The organism is Nesterenkonia halobia (assembly GCF_039536005.1).
In the GTDB taxonomy this organism is placed as follows: domain Bacteria; phylum Actinomycetota; class Actinomycetes; order Actinomycetales; family Micrococcaceae; genus Nesterenkonia; species Nesterenkonia halobia.
Genome location: NZ_BAAAYG010000002.1, coordinates 230,532 through 245,472 on the forward strand (window position 1 = coordinate 230,532; position 14,941 = coordinate 245,472).

General features: G+C 71.7%; 15 protein-coding genes and 2 tRNA genes. 12 read left to right on the plus strand and 5 right to left on the minus strand.

Going from position 1 to position 14,941, the window contains the following annotated elements; genetic code table 11:
* Positions 1 to 93: 93 nt before the first annotated feature.
* Together ABD652_RS01780 and dapD are read right to left on the minus strand one after the other, a co-directional pair.
* Positions 94 to 1,143: a hypothetical protein gene (locus ABD652_RS01780; protein ID WP_344717542.1), complete on the minus strand. Its 1,050-nt coding sequence runs from the start codon at positions 1,141 to 1,143 to the stop codon at positions 94 to 96.
* A gap of 16 nt (positions 1,144 to 1,159) precedes the next feature.
* Entirely contained in the window at positions 1,160 to 2,134 is a 975-nt protein-coding gene (gene dapD, locus ABD652_RS01785; protein ID WP_344717543.1) for a 2,3,4,5-tetrahydropyridine-2,6-dicarboxylate N-succinyltransferase, read from the minus strand.
* Between the two features lie 30 nt (positions 2,135 to 2,164).
* On the opposite strand from dapD, the gene dapE reads away from it, so the two are divergent.
* From dapE to ABD652_RS01805, 4 genes are all read left to right on the plus strand, one after another.
* Positions 2,165 to 3,391: a succinyl-diaminopimelate desuccinylase gene (dapE, locus tag ABD652_RS01790; protein ID WP_344717545.1), complete on the plus strand. Its 1,227-nt coding sequence runs from the start codon at positions 2,165 to 2,167 to the stop codon at positions 3,389 to 3,391.
* Positions 3,392 to 3,561: 170 nt separating this feature from the next.
* Positions 3,562 to 4,566, plus strand: coding sequence for a TAXI family TRAP transporter solute-binding subunit (locus ABD652_RS01795; protein ID WP_344717547.1), 1,005 nt, complete (start codon positions 3,562 to 3,564; stop codon positions 4,564 to 4,566).
* Positions 4,563 to 6,671 (plus strand): TRAP transporter permease, encoded by a 2,109-nt coding sequence (locus ABD652_RS01800; protein WP_344717549.1) that lies wholly within the window; start codon positions 4,563 to 4,565, stop codon positions 6,669 to 6,671. The genes ABD652_RS01795 and ABD652_RS01800 overlap by 4 nt, the downstream gene beginning before the upstream one ends.
* Before the next feature lie 34 nt (positions 6,672 to 6,705).
* On the plus strand, positions 6,706 to 7,461 hold the full coding sequence (locus ABD652_RS01805) for an SDR family oxidoreductase (protein ID WP_344717551.1): 756 nt from the start codon (positions 6,706 to 6,708) through the stop codon (positions 7,459 to 7,461).
* 106 nt (positions 7,462 to 7,567) lie between these two features.
* On the opposite strand, the gene ABD652_RS01810 is transcribed toward ABD652_RS01805, so the two are convergent.
* Positions 7,568 to 7,639, minus strand: a tRNA-Asn gene (locus ABD652_RS01810).
* A gap of 170 nt (positions 7,640 to 7,809) precedes the next feature.
* Between ABD652_RS01810 and ABD652_RS01815 the strand changes: the two genes are divergently transcribed.
* The 4 genes from ABD652_RS01815 to ABD652_RS01830 all read left to right on the plus strand — a co-directional run bounded on the left by ABD652_RS01815 (position 7,810) and on the right by ABD652_RS01830 (position 10,874).
* Positions 7,810 to 8,286: an NUDIX hydrolase gene (locus tag ABD652_RS01815; RefSeq protein ID WP_344717552.1), complete on the plus strand. Its 477-nt coding sequence runs from the start codon at positions 7,810 to 7,812 to the stop codon at positions 8,284 to 8,286.
* 42 nt (positions 8,287 to 8,328) lie between these two features.
* Positions 8,329 to 8,877: an LOG family protein gene (locus ABD652_RS01820; protein ID WP_344717554.1), complete on the plus strand. Its 549-nt coding sequence runs from the start codon at positions 8,329 to 8,331 to the stop codon at positions 8,875 to 8,877.
* A gap of 121 nt (positions 8,878 to 8,998) precedes the next feature.
* Positions 8,999 to 9,874: a formyltetrahydrofolate deformylase gene (gene purU, locus ABD652_RS01825; protein ID WP_344717556.1), complete on the plus strand. Its 876-nt coding sequence runs from the start codon at positions 8,999 to 9,001 to the stop codon at positions 9,872 to 9,874.
* Between the two features lie 127 nt (positions 9,875 to 10,001).
* Complete coding sequence (locus tag ABD652_RS01830) at positions 10,002 to 10,874, plus strand: siderophore-interacting protein (protein WP_344717558.1); 873 nt, start codon at positions 10,002 to 10,004, stop codon at positions 10,872 to 10,874.
* 41 nt (positions 10,875 to 10,915) lie between these two features.
* Here ABD652_RS01830 and ABD652_RS01835 read toward each other — a convergent pair whose 3' ends face one another.
* Positions 10,916 to 11,362 (minus strand): TM2 domain-containing protein, encoded by a 447-nt coding sequence (locus ABD652_RS01835; protein ID WP_344717560.1) that lies wholly within the window; start codon positions 11,360 to 11,362, stop codon positions 10,916 to 10,918.
* A gap of 151 nt (positions 11,363 to 11,513) precedes the next feature.
* Here ABD652_RS01835 and ABD652_RS01840 point away from each other — a divergent pair, with 151 nt between their 5' ends.
* The 4 genes from ABD652_RS01840 (at position 11,514) to ABD652_RS01855 (ending at position 14,581) form a co-directional block, all read left to right on the plus strand.
* Positions 11,514 to 12,365 carry a phage holin family protein gene (locus tag ABD652_RS01840; protein ID WP_344717562.1) on the plus strand — a complete coding sequence of 284 codons (852 nt, stop codon included), beginning with the start codon at positions 11,514 to 11,516 and terminating at the stop codon, positions 12,363 to 12,365.
* A gap of 77 nt (positions 12,366 to 12,442) precedes the next feature.
* Entirely contained in the window at positions 12,443 to 13,096 is a 654-nt protein-coding gene (locus ABD652_RS01845) for a CDP-alcohol phosphatidyltransferase family protein (protein ID WP_344717564.1), read from the plus strand.
* 65 nt (positions 13,097 to 13,161) lie between these two features.
* Entirely contained in the window at positions 13,162 to 14,412 is a 1,251-nt protein-coding gene (locus ABD652_RS01850) for a glycosyltransferase (RefSeq protein WP_344717935.1), read from the plus strand.
* A 92-nt stretch (positions 14,413 to 14,504) separates the two neighbouring features.
* Positions 14,505 to 14,581: transfer RNA gene (locus ABD652_RS01855), tRNA-Ile, on the plus strand.
* Positions 14,582 to 14,649: 68 nt separating this feature from the next.
* On the opposite strand, the gene ABD652_RS01860 is transcribed toward ABD652_RS01855, so the two are convergent.
* Positions 14,650 to 14,928, minus strand: a complete 279-nt coding sequence (locus tag ABD652_RS01860; protein ID WP_344717566.1) for a tyrosine-type recombinase/integrase — start codon at positions 14,926 to 14,928, stop codon at positions 14,650 to 14,652.
* Positions 14,929 to 14,941: the final 13 nt, after the last annotated feature.

Below are 14,941 nucleotides of genomic sequence, written 5' to 3' on the forward strand. Positions count from 1 at the left end.
TGTCGGATCCGTCCGGCAGGGGCGTCGTCGTGCCGGCCGGAGGCACGGCGGCGAGCAGCGGGGGAGAGCCGGGGACCAGCGGGGCCGGTGGGCTCAGTCCGGCGGAGCGAACCCGATCCGCACTGTGCGCGGCGCGGCGTCCCCGTCGGCGTCGTCCTCGGTGTCCTGCCCGGTGTCCTGTTCGGCGTCGTCGCCGGAGGCGTCGTCCTCGAGACGCTCCCACCGGCCGGTCTCGCGCCGCCACTCGTAGTCGGCGGCCTGCACCGACCACACGCCGTGGACGTCGGCGGTGGCCACCGCCCACTGGCCGACGAGCCAGGCGGGGTCGATCGCCGGCCGCTCCTCGGCCGCGGGGATCTCCACGACCAGCCGCGTCGCGCCGTCGGCGCCCTCCGCATGGCGGATGACCTGCTCCTCCGAGTCGTCACGGTCGTCGCCGCGCGGGAGGTCGAGGACGCTGCCGAGCACTGCGGACATCTGCGCGTCCATGCCCTCCGGATCGGCGGCCGGGACGTCCTGCTGGCTGAACTCGCAGGTGACGCCCAGCGGCTGGCGGCCGGCCAGCGGCGGAGCGAAGGCGCGGGCGGGATCGACCTGCTCGTCGTAGACGCTGGGGTCCAGCGGGCGGTCCAGGACTCCGGCGGCCTCCTGGACGTCCAGCTGCGGCGTCCAGGAGCGCTTCTCGCGATCACGGGCCTCGACGAGGGAGTCGTAGAACCCGGACACCGGGGCGAGGACCTGCACCTCCTGCTCCCGATCGGTCCAGTCCGGGCCCTCGTCGCGGAAGAGGGCCCGCGCCGGACGGTCCTCGCCGCCCGGCGAGACGCGCAGCTCGGACTCCTTCAGCGAGATCGCCAGCGCGTCGACGGCGGCCTGGACGGGCAGGCCGCGGTCGGCGGACATCGCCGCGATGAGTGCGGCGTGCGCCGACTGCTCGGGGTCCAGATGGTGCTCCTGGTCGCCGAGCGGCACAGTGCAGCCGGGGTCGAGCAGGTACTCCTGCTCGTCGATGTAGTGCCAGGCGCCGTATCCGGTGCCGCCGACGAGCACGACCATCACCGCCAGCACCGCGATGGTCCGCCGGCGGCGTCGCCGGCGGACCATGTCGCGGGTGGCGACGATGGGACGCGAGGAGCGGCTCATGCGGCGGCGGCCCGGCTCAGTTCTTGTGCAGCGCGGTGTTGAGCTCGACCTTCTCGCCCATGCGCGGCACCGCCTGCACCTGACCGGTCGTGGAGTCCCGGCGGAAGAGCAGGTTGGAGACGCCGGAGAGCGCGGAGGCCTTGACCGTCTCGCGCACCGTACGGTCGTCGGCGAGGACGGCGACCTTGGTGCCGGCGGTGATGTACAGCCCCGCCTCGACGACCGAGTCGTCGCCGATGGAGATCCCCACGCCGGCGTTGGCGCCGAGCAGCACCCGCTCGCCGAGGGTGATCTTCTCCTTGCCGCCGCCGGAGAGGGTGCCCATGATCGAGGCGCCGCCGCCGACGTCGGTGCCGTCGCCGACGACGACCCCGGCCGAGATCCGGCCCTCGACCATCGAGGTGCCCAGCGTGCCGGCGTTGAAGTTCACGAAGCCCTCGTGCATCACGGTGGTGCCCTCGGCGAGGTGGGCGCCGAGCCGCACCCGGTCGGCGTCGCCGATGCGCACGCCCGTCGGGGTGACGTAGTCGACCAGCCGGGGGAACTTGTCGATGCTGTGGACGGTGACGTGCCCGCGGCGACGCAGCTTCAGCCGCGTGGTCTCGAAGCCCTCGACCGCGCAGGGGCCGAAGTTCGTCCAGACCACGTTGGTCAGGTGGGCGAAGATGCCCTCCAGGTTGATGGTGCGCGGCTGCACCAGCCGGTGGGAGAGCAGGTGCAGGCGCAGCCAGACGTCGGAGGTCGAGCCCGCCTCGGCGCCGAGGTCGGCCTCGACCGAGACGACCTGGGTGGACACCCCGCGGTCGGGGTCCTCGGACTCGGCCTCGCGCAGCGAGGCGAGCAGCTCGGCGTCGTCGTTCTCGACCAGCGGCGCCAGCACCGGGGCCGGGAACCAGGTGTCGAGCACGGTGCCGTCGGCGGTGACGGTGGCCAGGCCGTGGCCGGAGGCGAGGCGGGCGGAGGCGTCTGCGGAGGTGTCCAGCGAAGTCATGGTCACCATCCTACGGATTAGAGTGGGCGCATGTCCGAGCGCCATGACTCCAGTCCGTCCGTGTCCGCAGAATCCCCCGGAACCGCCGATGCCGCCGCTGTCGCGGATCGCGGAATCGCGTCCGGCGGCTCGCCGACGGTGCTCGACCCGGAGGCCGCCGACGTCGTCGAGCTCACCGAGCGGATCATCGCCTGCGCCTCGGTCTCCGGCGAGGAGGCCGCGCTGGCCGACGCCGTCGAGGCCGCGCTGGCCGGCCTGGAGGTGCTCGACCTCCATCGCGACGGCGACACGCTCATCGCCCGCACCGACACCGGCGCGGCCGAGCGCGTGGTGCTGGCCGGGCATCTGGACACCGTCCCGCTGCCGAGCGGCGCCGGCTCCCGCGGCACGGTGCCGCCGCAGTGGGAGGGCGAGACGCTCTACGGCCGCGGCGCCGTCGACATGAAGGGCGGGGTCGCGGTGCAGCTGAAGCTCGCCGCCGAGATCGCCGCGCAGGTGCGCGGACTGGCCGCGGGAGCCTCGCTGGACCGGGAGGTGACCTGGGTCTTCTACGACCATGAGGAGGTCGCCTCGCACCTGTCCGGGCTGGGACGGGTGATGCGTCGGGTCCCGGAGCTGCTCACCGGCGACTTCGCCGTGCTGCTGGAGCCGACCGACGGCGTCGTCGAGGGCGGCTGCAACGGCACCTGCCGGATCCGGGCGACGATCCGCGGCACCGCCGCCCATTCGGGCCGCTCCTGGATGGGGCGCAACGCCATCCATCGCGCCGCCGGGGTGCTGGCCGCGCTGGAGGCGTACCAGTCGCGCACTGTCGAGGTCGACGGGCTGGCCTATCGCGAGGGGATGAACGCCGTGGACATCGCCGGCGGGGTCGCCGGCAACGTGATCCCCGACGTCTGCACCCTCGAGATCAACCATCGCTTCGCGCCGGACACCACGGAGGAGCAGGCGCATGAGCGGATCCGCGCGCTGCTGCGCGACGCCGGGGTGGACGACGAGCAGACCGAGGTCACCGACACCTCGGCGGCCGCCCGCCCCGGGCTGGACCACCCGGTCGCCCGCGCGTTCGTCGAGGCCGTCGGCGGCGAGCCGAAGCCGAAGTACGGCTGGACCGACGTCGCGCGCTTCTCCGCGCTGGGGGTGCCGGCGGTGAACTTCGGCCCCGGCGACCCGCTGCTGTGCCACACCGACGACGAGCACGTCTCGGCGACGGCGCTGCGCGCCTGCCACGCGGCGCTGAGCCGCTGGCTGGGCTGATCCGGCCGGCCGGGATATCCTCCTGGTGTGAGACGGATTACGGTTCGGTCACCAGGTCATCGCCGCTCTTCTGCCGACGAGCCTGCGGCCCTAGTCTGGCCGGACCGGACCGGCGGCGACCCCGCCGCGATCCGTGACGACGCGTCACATCGCACCATCAGGAGGAGACCATGAGGATCCGAAGCACTGCGGCCGCGGCGACGGCGACGGCGGCCATGCTGGCCCTGTCGGCCTGCGGCGGCGACGACGGCGACTCCGGAGGCGACGGCGGCTCCGGCGACGGCGACTACGTCACCGATCTGACCTTCGGCACCGGCGGCACGTCGGGCACCTACTATCCGCTCGGCGGCGAGCTGACCGACATCTTCTCGTCGAGCATCGACGACATCTCGGTCAACTACGTCGAGTCGGGCGCCTCCGCCGAGAACCTGGGACAGATCTTCCAGGAGGAGTGGCAGCTGGGCATGACCCAGAACGACACGGCCAACCTGGCCGTCAACGGCGAGCTCGAGGGGCTGGAGGGCGAGCAGATCGACAACGTCGGCTGGATCGCCAATCTGTACCCGGAGGCCGCGCACCTCATCGTCCGCGAGGATGCGGGCATCGAGTCGGTCGAGGACCTCGAGGGCGCCACCGTCGCCGTCGGCGACGCCGGCTCGGGCACCCGCGCCATCTCGGATGCGATCCTCTCGGCCTACGGGCTGGAGGAGGGTGACTACACCCCCGAGGTCACCGACTTCGGCACCTCCACCGAGATGCTCGCCGACGGGCAGATCGACGCGACGATCTTCGTCGTCGGCACGCCGGTGGCCGGGCTGACCCAGCTGGCCGCCTCCACCGACGTCGAGCTGCTGCCGGTCGAGGACGAGCAGGCGGAGACCATCTCGGAGAACTCCGGCGCGGAGGCCTACGACATCAGCGCCGACTCCTACGACTTCCTCGACGAGGACGTCCAGACCGTCTCGGTCTTCGCCTCGCTGGTGGCCTCGACCTCGCAGGTCAGCGAGGACGTCGCCTATGAGATGACCCAGGCGATCTTCGAGAACTCCGATGACATCACCCTCGAGGTCGGCGACTCGATCAACCAGGACGAGGCCCTGGTCGGCGTCGGCGACGTGCCGCTGCATCCGGGCGCCGAGCGGTACTACGACGAGCAGGGCGTCGAGCTGCCGTGAGCGACGTCCCCTCCGCCGACCGGCCCTCGGCTGCTCCGCAGTCGGGGGCCGGCCCTCGGGACGAGGCCGCCGCCGTCCTCCGCGAGAAGGACACCTCCAGCCGCTACCGCACCGACATCGGCTGGTGGGGCTGGATCGTGGGGGCGATCTCGGTCGTCTTCACGCTGTACCACCTCTACGCGGCGCTGGAGCGGCCGTTCAACAACTGGATGCACGGCTCGCTGCACCTGGCCGGGGCGACCTCGCTGATCTTCCTGCTGTATCCGGCCTCGCGCCGGCTGCTGCGCGCCTCCGGTCCGGTGCCGGGGTGGCGCCGCGCGCTGACCGGCGCCGGCGGCTCGGTGCCGGTCTACGACGCGGTGCTCGCCGCGGCGGGGCTGTTCTGCAACATCTACATCTTCGTCGAGTACACCCGGCTGACCGGCAATTCGGTGCAGGTGCTGGGCTACAGCGACACTGATCACCTCGTCGCGATCCTCGGGATCGTGCTGGTGCTGGAGGCGACCCGCCGCTGTGTGGGCGTGCCGATCGTGATCATCGCGCTGCTGGCGATGACCTACGCGCTCTTCGGCGACCGCAGTCCGCTGTTCTCGCACTCCGGGATGTCGCTGGAGGGCTTCGCCGCCGACACCTTCCTCTCCATCGGCTCGGGCATCTTCGGCACGCCGCTGCAGGTCTCGTCGAACTTCATCTTCCTCTTCCTGTTCTTCGCCGTGGTGCTGCTGCGCACCAACATCGGCCAGTTCTTCAACGACCTGGCCTTCCGCGCGGCCGGCAAGTACACCGGCGGACCCGCCAAGGCCGCCATCGGCGCCTCGGGCCTGCAGGGCATGGTCTCGGGATCCTCGGTGGCCAACACTGTGGCATCGGGTTCGTTCACCATCCCGATCATGAAGAAGGCCGGATTCAAGCCGCACGTCGCCGCCGCCACCGAGGCCACCGCCTCGACCGGCGGGCAGCTGATGCCGCCGATCATGGGCGCGGCGGCGTTCATCATGGCGCAGAATGTGCCGGACCTGGAGTACAACGAACTGATCGTCATCGCCGTCATCCCGGCGCTGCTGTACTTCCTCGGGGCCTTCCTCTCCATCCACTTCGAGGCCAAGCGTCACCGCATCAAGGGCCTGCCGGTCGACGAGCTGCCCAGCTGGCGCTCGCTGCTGGTGCGCGTGGACCTGCTGCTGCCGCTGGTGGTGATCATCTCCACGCTGCTCTCCGGGCTGTCGCCGATGCGCGCGGCGCTGCTGGGCATCGGCACCGCCTTCCTGCTGAGCTTCCTGCGGACCTCGACCCGGCTGGGCCTGCGCGGGCTGGTCGAGCTGCTCTCCGCCGGCGCGCGCACTGCGCTGCCGGTCATCGCCGCCTGCGCGACCGCCGGCATCGTCGCCGGCACGGTGACCTCCACCGGACTGGGCGGACAGCTGGGCGGCGGGCTGGTCGACCTCGCCGGGGGCAGCTTCCTGCTGGTGCTGGTGATGGTGATGATCGCCTGCATCGTGCTCGGCATGGGGCTGCCGACGACGGCGAACTACGTGGTCACCGCGACGGTCGCCGCGCCGATCCTGTACAACAACTTCGACGTGCCGCTGATCGCCGCGCACCTGTTCGTCTTCTTCTTCGGCATCCTCGCCGACATCACCCCGCCGGTCTGCCTGGCCGCCTACGCCGGCGCGGGCATCGCGCATGCGAACCCGATGGCCGCCGGCGTCTCGGCGCTGCGCATCGCAGTGGCCGGATTCCTCATCCCGTACGTGTTCATCCTCCAGCCGGCGCTGCTGCTGCAGGGCTCCTGGCAGGAGCTGCTCATCGCGCTGGCGACGGTGATCGTCGGGATGGTCGGCATCGCCTCCGGGCTCGCCGGGCATCTGGCGGTGCGGGCCAGCTGGCTGGAGCGCGTGCTGCTCGTCGCCGGCGGCCTGGCGCTGATCTCCCCGCAGCTGGGCGTCTCACTGGGCGGTCTGGCGGCGATGGGGCTGGGCCTGCTGCTGCAGCTCGGCCGGCGTCGGCGCGGCGGGGGAGACGCCGACGCCGGGGCCTCGTCCGGAGAGGCCGGGGCGGCCGCGGTCGCGCGCACCGAGCCCGACGCCGCATCCTCACCGGGCTGAGGCGGGCCCGGCGCGCCGGCGCTAGGCTGGGGCCATGACACAGAACAGCGCTGACGAGCACAGCACCGCGTCCGGCACCGCCTCCGGGACCGAGGCCGGCACCCGTCCGATCGCCCTGGTCACCGGCGCGACGCGGGGGATCGGCCGCGCCGTCGCCGAGGACCTGTCCCGCACCCACCGGGTGCTGGTCGGCGGCACCTCCGCCGAGCGGGTCCAGGAGGTCGTCGACTCCCTGGGCGACGCCGCCGGCTTCGTGGCCGATCTCTCCGACGTCGACCAGCTCGACGCCGCCGTCCAGGCGCTGGGCCTGGAGAAGCTGGACCTGCTGGTCCACTCCGCGGGTCTGGCCTGGGGCGGGGAGGTCGGCTCCACTCCGGCCGAGGACTGGCGGCGGCTGTTCGAGGTCAACGTCTTCGCCGTCGCCGAGCTGACCCGGCGGCTGCTGCCGGCCCTGCGCCAGGCTCGGGGACAGGTCGTCGCGATCAACTCCGGGGCCGGACACCGGTCGTCGGCGGGCAACGGTCCGTACGCCGGCAGCAAGTTCGCCCTGCGTGCGCTCACCGACGCGCTGCGGGCCGAGGAGCGCGGCGTCGTGCGCGTGACCTCGATCCACCCGGGCCGGGTGGACACCGACATGCAGCGTGACCTGCAGTCCCAGCTGGGCAATCCGCGCTACGACGGCAGCGTCTACATCGCCCCGGAGTCCGTGGCCGAGACTGTGCGGCTCGCCGTGGACACGCCGGCGGCGTCGATGGTGGAGGAGCTGTCGATCCGGCCGGTCCAGTCCTGAGGTCGTCCGCCCTCGAGGCGGGACCCGACCGGGCCGGCCCCTGACTCGGCACCGGGCCGACATGCGACAGGGCCCCGTTCCGATCGGAACGGGGCCCTGCGAGAAGCTCCCCCAGCTGGATTCGAACCAGCAACCCCTCGATTAACAGTCGAGTGCTCTGCCGTTGAGCTATGGAGGATTGCGACTGAAAAAGTGTAGCAGGATCGCGACAGCGAGGCGAAACCGACCCGGAGGCTGCGACGGACATCACACGCCCGGGGTGTTCCGAGCCTCGGGAAGGGGCGCTCGGCGGGACGATGAACGGGCGCCGAGGCGAAGGGCGTGGCAGACCTGCCGCGGAGCAGTACCATGGAGCGCGTGCTGACCCCCGATGAGGACACCCAGACCGCTCCCGCGGCCGGCGACGCCGCGCCGATCCGTGTGAGCGCCGTGGTCATCCGCAACTCCGACGGCGAGGTGCTGACGGTGCGCAAGGCCGGCACCGACCGCTTCATGCTGCCCGGCGGCAAGCCCGAGCCGGGGGAGACGCCGGTGCAGACCGCCGCCCGCGAATGCTGCGAGGAGCTCGACGTCCAGCTGTGGCAGGAGGACCTGCGGCGGCTGGGCACCTTCCGCGCCCCGGCGGCGAACGAGCCCGATCGCGACGTCGAGGGCGTGGTCTTCGTCCACGACGCCGTGCCCGCCGGCGCCGACCACACGCCCTCGGCCGAGATCGAGGAGTTGCGCTGGGTCGACATGACCGCTGAGGAGCCGTCGACGGACCTGGCCCCGCTGCTCCGCGATCAGATCGCCCCGGCGCTGCAGGCCGAGGCCGCCGTCGCCTGACGACGGCTCGCCCGCCCCGCCGACCGTTCGGAGGAAGTGTCCATGCCGCGTCTCACCGTGTTCACCGGATCCAGCACCGGCCATGATCCGGTCCATCGGCGCGCCGCCGATCAGCTGGGCGCCGCGCTGGCCCGGCGCGGCGTCGCGCTCGTCTACGGCGGCGGGCATGTGGGTCTGATGGGCGTGCTCGCAGACGCCGTGCTCCGCGCCGGGGGAGTCGTGCACGGCGTGATGCCCCAGCACCTGGTCGACCGCGAGGATGCGCATCCGCGGCTGACCACGCTGGAGGTCGTCGAGGACATGCACGCTCGCAAGCGCCGCATGGCCGAGCTCGGCGACGGCTTCCTCGCGCTGCCCGGCGGCGTCGGCACGCTGGAGGAGCTCGTCGAGATCTGGACCTGGCAGCACCTCGGGCTGCATGCCAAGCCGGTGGGTCTGCTCGACGTCGCCGGGTTCTGGCGGCCGCTGCTGGCGCTGGCCGACCATATGGTCGAGGCCGGCTTCCTCACCCGCGATCGCCGCGAGGGCCTCTGGACCGGCGAGGACGTCGAGCCGCTGCTGGACCTGCTGGAGGAAGCCGACCGCGGCTGACGACCGGCGTCGCCGGCGTCGTGCGGCTCGATCCGGGGTCGTCGCGCCCGCCCTACTGCTATCCTCTCCACGACCCCGGTGGTCGCCCGGAGCACCTGGAATCTGCCGATCAGGAGTGAGCATGCCCGCTGCAGACACGACCCCGGCCGACGTCGCCCGGCTCATCATCAGCTGCCCCGACCAGCCGGGGATCGTCGCCGCCGTCTCGGAGGTCATCACCGATCTGGGCGGCAACATCACCACGCTGGACCAGTACAGCACCGGCGTCGCCGGCGGACGCTTCTTCCAGCGCACCGTCTTCCACCTGCCGGGGCTGGCCGCCGAGCGCCCGCGCGTCGAGGAGGCGATCCGCACCCGGCTGGCCGACCGCTTCGACATGGAGTGGAGCCTGACCGACGCCGCGACCTCCAAGCGGGTGGCGATCTTCGCCTCGAAGACCGACCACTGCCTGCTGGACCTGCTCTGGCGGCACCGCCGCGGCGAGATCCCGATGGACATCGCCATGGTGATCTCCAACCACCCGGACCTCGCCGACGACGTGCGGCCCTTCGGCATCCCGTACTTCCACGTGCCGGTGGAGAAGGGGGACAAGGCCGCCGCCGAGGCGAAGCACCTGGAGCTGCTGCAGGGCAACGTCGACGTCATCGTGCTGGCCCGCTACATGCAGATCATCTCCGAGACCTTCCTCGAGCAGGTCGGCGCTCCGGTGATCAACATCCACCACAGCTTCCTGCCGGCCTTCATCGGCGCCGGGCCGTACCAGAAGGCGCGGGACCGCGGCGTGAAGCTGATCGGGGCCACGGCGCACTATGTGACCAAGGACCTCGACGAGGGGCCGATCATCGAGCAGGACGTCATCCGCGTCTCGCACGAGGACGACGTCGCCCAGCTCACCCGCTACGGCGCCGACGTCGAGCGGGCGGTGCTCTCCCGCGCGGTGCAGTGGCACTGCGAGGACCGGGTCATCCGCAACGGACAGACCACGATCGTCTTCTGACTCCTGGCCCAGGGCGGGGCGTCGGTCGGGGCATTACGTCATAGAAGAGTTATGCAATTCGCCTGACGAAGGTGAGGCGATCCTCTTCTGTAGACTGCAGGCGCCGTCTTCCCGGAAGGAACCGCCGATGTCGTCCACCTCCCCGTCCTCCACACCCGCCGCCTCCTCTGCGGCGCCCGCTGCGCGGAAGCCGCGAGTGCAGCACCTGATGCGGGTCGAATCGGTCCGCCGGCTGAGCCCGCATCTGCTGCGCGTCACGCTCGGCGGCGACGGCTTCTCCGGCATCGAGTTCAAGGAGGCGACGGACCAGTACATCAAGCTGCTCTTCGCCGACCCGGCCCTGGGGCTGGAGCGCCCCTATGACATGGAGGCGCTGCGCGAGCGGCTGCCGATGGAGCAGATGCCGGTCACCCGGACCTACACCATCCGAGAGATCGACCGCGCCGCCGGCACTCTGGCGCTCGACATGGTCACCCACGGCGACGAGGGGCTGGCCGGGCCCTGGGCCGAGCAGGCCCGCCCGGGAGACCTGATCAGCTTCTTCGGCCCCGGCGGAGGCTACGCTCCGCGGCAGGAGGCGGACTGGCATCTGCTGGCCGGCGACGAGTCGGCGCTGCCGGCCATCGCGACGGCGCTGGAGGCGATGGACCCCGAGGCCCGCGGGGTCGCGGTCGTGGAGGTCCCCGCCGCCGCCGACGAGGTCCCGCTCGCCGCGCCGGAGGGCGTGGAGGTGCGCTGGCTGCACCGCGGGGCGGCGTTCACCCCGGAGACCACGCGGCTGACCGAGCACGTCGAACAGCTCGAGATCCCCGACGGCGACGTCCAGGTCTTCGTCCACGGCGAGCGCGAGGAGATGAAGCGGCTGCGTCGGCGTCTGGTCGAGGAATGCGGTCTGCCGCGGAAGGGGATGTCGCTCTCGGCCTACTGGGCCCACGGCCGCGTCGAGGACCAGTTCCAGGCGGAGAAGCGTCAGCCGATCGGGGCGATCGACCCGGACTGAACGCCCGGTCCGCTCAGCTGGCGTGCCCCAGGTCGGCGTGCTCAGCCGGAGACGGCGTCCATGCCGCCGGTGATCATCGAGATCACCAGGGCGCCGACGGCGATCAGAATGGTCAGCGCCGCGCAGGGGCCCGTCCAGCGCGCGCGACCGGCGAGGGCGAGCCCGCGGCGGTCGCGCAGCGTGCTCGTCAGCAGCAGGATCATATCCATGATGATCCAGATCTCTGTGAACGCCAGGGCGACGTTGCCGAAGGTGGTCGCACCGCCGAGGAAGAGTCCGATGCCCGCGGCGGTGAGCAGGATCTTCAGCACGCCCACCGCCGGACGGCCGAGATAGAACCAGAGGCCGCCCACCGGGCCCAGCACGAGTCCGAGGAGCCAGGCGGTCGGCAGTCGCTTCTCCGAGACCGGCCGGTCGGCATGGACGCGCCGGTCCTCCTCGGTCCAGGTGTTGGCGTAGAGCTCGTCGAAGTCCCAGTCGTCGGCCATGGATCCATCTTAGAGGGGAGAGGCGGGGACGCTCTCCGCCGGTCACGTGCTGGGCGTCAGCCGCCGAGCCGGGGTGATGGTAGTTTTGATCCGGGAGTCTGCCCGTCAGGCTCGCAGGTCCGACCACACTTTCCAGGACGGAGGAGCTGCCTTGTCACAGCACGGCGCAGGGCACACGCGCACCGCCCCTCGGCCGACGCTTCTCGACCTCATCAAGGTCGTGCTGCGTCTGGGGCCGAAGCAGATCAACGACGAGATCCAGCTGGCCATCGGCCAGCTGAAGACCAAGGGCGTCACCGCCGGAATCGCCGTCGGGCTGATGGTCGCCGGGCTGGTCTTCGTGACCTTCCTGGTCGTGGCCCTGATCGTCGCCGCCGTCGGCGCCTTCGCCCTGATCTTCGACGTCTGGGCCGCCGCGCTGATCGTGGCCGGCATCTTCCTGCTGATCGCGCTGCTCTTCGCGCTCGTCGGCTATCTGCGGCTGAAGAAGGCGCTGCCGCTGCTGCCCGAGGACGCCATCCGCGGGATGCGCCTGGACCTGGGCGTGGCGCGCGAGGGCAGCGAGTTCGATCCGAAGACGCTCGACCGCGAGGACGCCGAGCGTCGCCGCCGCAAGGAGCAGGCCAAGAAGGAGGCCGCCGAGCGGAAGAAGCGCGAGGCCGAGCAGACCGGCGAGGGTGCCCCGCAGAAGCCGCCGTATCGCGAGCTGCTGCGCCGGACGTCGCTGCGCCGCGACCACCTCGGCTCGCTGCAGGACCAGGTCCGGGCACGCCTGGACAAGGAGTCGCTCAAGGCCGAGCTGCGCGGCGCCGCCGGTTCGGCTCGTCGTCGGTCCTCCGGCGGTGACGGCTCCGGCGGCGGCACCGACTCGCCGGGCTCCGCCGAGTCCGGAGAGCGCGGCGGCGCGGCCGACTACGTGCAGGCCCGCTGGAAGCCGCTGGCGGTGCTGGGCGCCTCGACGGCCGCCGGGGCGGTCTTCCTGCGCGAGCTGACCAAGAAGTAGATCGCCGTGCGGCACTCGGCGCGCCGCGATCTCCGCCGGCGAGCCGGAGCCTCGTCGGCCCGACCGACGAGGAGACCGTGCGACTGATCGGCGCCGGAACCCGGGAGGGTTTCGACTATACCGTGCGCAGGACGTTCTGGACGGTGCCGAACGTCGTCACCGTCCTGCGCCTGACGCTCGTGCCGGCCTTCATCCACCTGATCCTGGCCGAGGAGCTGGTCGCCGCCGTCGTGGTGCTGGTCGTCCTCGGCGGCACCGATTGGGTCGACGGCTGGATCGCCCGGCGCTTCGACCAGCACTCCACCGTCGGCCGCTGGCTGGACCCGCTGGCCGATCGGCTCTCCGTGGCGATCGTGGCGGCGACCCTGGTCGCCGTCGGCATCGCCCCGCTGTGGTTCGTGCTCAGCATCCTCGTCCCCGATGCGATGCTGGCGATCAACGCGGCGGTGCTCTTCGCCGGCTCCCCGGAGCTGGCGGTCACCGTACTGGGCAAGGTGCGGACTGCGGCGCTGATGCTCGGCGCTCCGCTGGTGCTGCTGGCCCGCGCCGAGGTGCTGCCCGGCGCGGGGTGGACGCCGATCGCGGAGAGCGTGCTGGCCGCGGGGTGTCTGATGCACATCCTGGCCGCAGTCGACTATCTTCGACGTGCGCACCGTCAGGCGAGGCGGCTGCGCGCACAGGGGATCGACCCCCGGGACCGCTCCCGGTGGGTCGCGGGGGAGCAGACATGACCACCCCGCGGCATGCCCGCCCGCCGTCGCCCGCCGTCCGTCGCCCAGGAGGACAGGACCCGCTGATGCTCAGCACCGAGCCGAGCTCCGAGACCCCCGCCGACCACTCTGCGGCCGACGATGCCGCCGCGCGTCCGCTGCGCATCCTCATCGCCGCCGACACCTACCCGCCCGACGTCAACGGTGCGGCGGTGTTCTGCCAGCGGCTGGCCCGGCACATGGCCGCCGCCGGCCATGAGGTCCACGTCGCGGCCGCCCGCAACACCGCCGGGCCGGGCGTCGTGGAGGAGACTCCGGAGGCGACCGTCCACCGGTTCCGCTCGCACAAGGCTCCGACCCACGAGTACTACCGGCTGTGCCTGCCCTGGCAGGTGGAGCCGGCCATGGACCGGCTCCTCGCCGAGATCCGGCCCGACGTGGTGCATGTGCAGTGCCACTACATGATCGGCAAGGCCGCCGTCGAGGCGGCCGAGCGGCGGCGGATCCGCACCATCGCCACCAACCATTTCATGCCGGAGAACCTGGATCCGTTCCTGCCGTTCCCGGGCTGGTTCCGGCGGATCGTCGCGGAGAACTCCTGGCGGGACATGTCGCGGCTGATGGGCAAGGCCGCAGTGGTGACCACGCCGACGCCGCTGGCTGCCGAGACCATGAAGCGCCGGGCCGGGTTCCAGCGGGTGCTTCCGCTGTCCAACGGGATCGACGTCGACCACTACAGCCTGCGCGAGGGCGAGATGGTCGAGCCGCATCCGCGGCCGACGGTGCTTTTCGTCGGCCGGCTGGCGGTGGAGAAGCACGTCGACGTGCTGATCGATGCCGTCGCGCAGACTGACCCGGCGCTGGACATCGGTCTGGAGATCGTCGGCGACGGCGAGCAGCGCGACCGCCTGGCCGGGCAGATCGAGCACCTGGGCCTCGGCGACCGGGTGCACCTGCGCGGCCATGTCGACGACGACGAGCTGCGGCGCGCCTATATCCGGGCCGACGCGTTCTGCCAGCCGGGCACCGCCGAGCTGCAGTCGCTGGTCTCGCTGGAGGCGATGTCGGCGGCCCGGCCGGTGATCCTCGCCGATGCGCTCGCGCTGCCGCATCTGATCGAAGAGGGCCGCAACGGCCACCTGTTCACCCCGGGAGACGTCGCCGACCTGACAGCCAAGCTCGAGGACCTCTTCCGCCGCAGCCCCGAGGAGCGGGCGGAGATGGGGCGGCACAGCCGCACCATGGCCCAGCGACACTCCCAGGCGAAGACTATGGCGGCCTTCGAGCAGCTCTACCGCGGCGCAGACTGGGCCGAGCCCAACCGCCTCGGCAGCTGAGGCGCCGTCGCCGGCTCCGGGCGCCCGGGCATCGGCGATAGGATGGTCCTCGGCCGTCCTGCCTGTGCGTCCCCGGCGCACGATGCGGCCGCGGGGCGTTAGCTCAGCAGGTCAGAGCAGAGGACTCATAATCCTTTGGTCGCGGGTTCAAGTCCCGCACGCCCCACCATTGAACGTCCTGGTCAGAGCGCTAAGAACGGCAGTTGATCACGAGCAGGGCCGAAGCCCAGTACGCAGTCAGTACGCAGCAGAATCGATCGCGCCGCCGAGGCCGGTCAGATCGTCCTCATACAGCCACGCATAGGCGTCCAGTGTCTCCCTCGCCGACTCATGGCCGAGAGCGCGCTGCAGCGCCTTGATGTTCGCGCCGGCCTGGACCGCAATCGAAGCGTAGGTTCCGCGCAGGTCGTGGACGCGCATCGAGTCGTCCAGATTCGCCCGACGCAGGGCCGGCCGGAACGTCCGGTTCAGCCAGTTCCCCGACCGGAGGAGACCGCCGCCGGCATCGGCACCCATCGCGTCGCGTGAG

What these genes read in the sequence shown, in the direction of transcription:
- dapE (WP_344717545.1), top strand. Translation starts at nt 2,165, where the DNA reads ATGTCCGAGCGCCATGACTCCAGTCCGTCCGTGTCCGCAGAATCCCCC.
- ABD652_RS01850 (WP_344717935.1), top strand. Translation starts at nt 13,162, where the DNA reads ATGCTCAGCACCGAGCCGAGCTCCGAGACCCCCGCCGACCACTCTGCG.
- purU (WP_344717556.1), top strand. Translation starts at nt 8,999, where the DNA reads ATGCCCGCTGCAGACACGACCCCGGCCGACGTCGCCCGGCTCATCATC.
- ABD652_RS01835 (WP_344717560.1), bottom strand. Translation starts at nt 11,362, where the DNA reads ATGGCCGACGACTGGGACTTCGACGAGCTCTACGCCAACACCTGGACC.
- ABD652_RS01830 (WP_344717558.1), top strand. Translation starts at nt 10,002, where the DNA reads ATGTCGTCCACCTCCCCGTCCTCCACACCCGCCGCCTCCTCTGCGGCG.
- dapD (WP_344717543.1), bottom strand. Translation starts at nt 2,134, where the DNA reads ATGACTTCGCTGGACACCTCCGCAGACGCCTCCGCCCGCCTCGCCTCC.
- ABD652_RS01820 (WP_344717554.1), top strand. Translation starts at nt 8,329, where the DNA reads ATGCCGCGTCTCACCGTGTTCACCGGATCCAGCACCGGCCATGATCCG.
- ABD652_RS01815 (WP_344717552.1), top strand. Translation starts at nt 7,810, where the DNA reads ATGGAGCGCGTGCTGACCCCCGATGAGGACACCCAGACCGCTCCCGCG.
- ABD652_RS01860 (WP_344717566.1), bottom strand. Translation starts at nt 14,928, where the DNA reads ATGGGTGCCGATGCCGGCGGCGGTCTCCTCCGGTCGGGGAACTGGCTG.
- ABD652_RS01795 (WP_344717547.1), top strand. Translation starts at nt 3,562, where the DNA reads ATGAGGATCCGAAGCACTGCGGCCGCGGCGACGGCGACGGCGGCCATG.
- ABD652_RS01805 (WP_344717551.1), top strand. Translation starts at nt 6,706, where the DNA reads ATGACACAGAACAGCGCTGACGAGCACAGCACCGCGTCCGGCACCGCC.
- ABD652_RS01780 (WP_344717542.1), bottom strand. Translation starts at nt 1,143, where the DNA reads ATGAGCCGCTCCTCGCGTCCCATCGTCGCCACCCGCGACATGGTCCGC.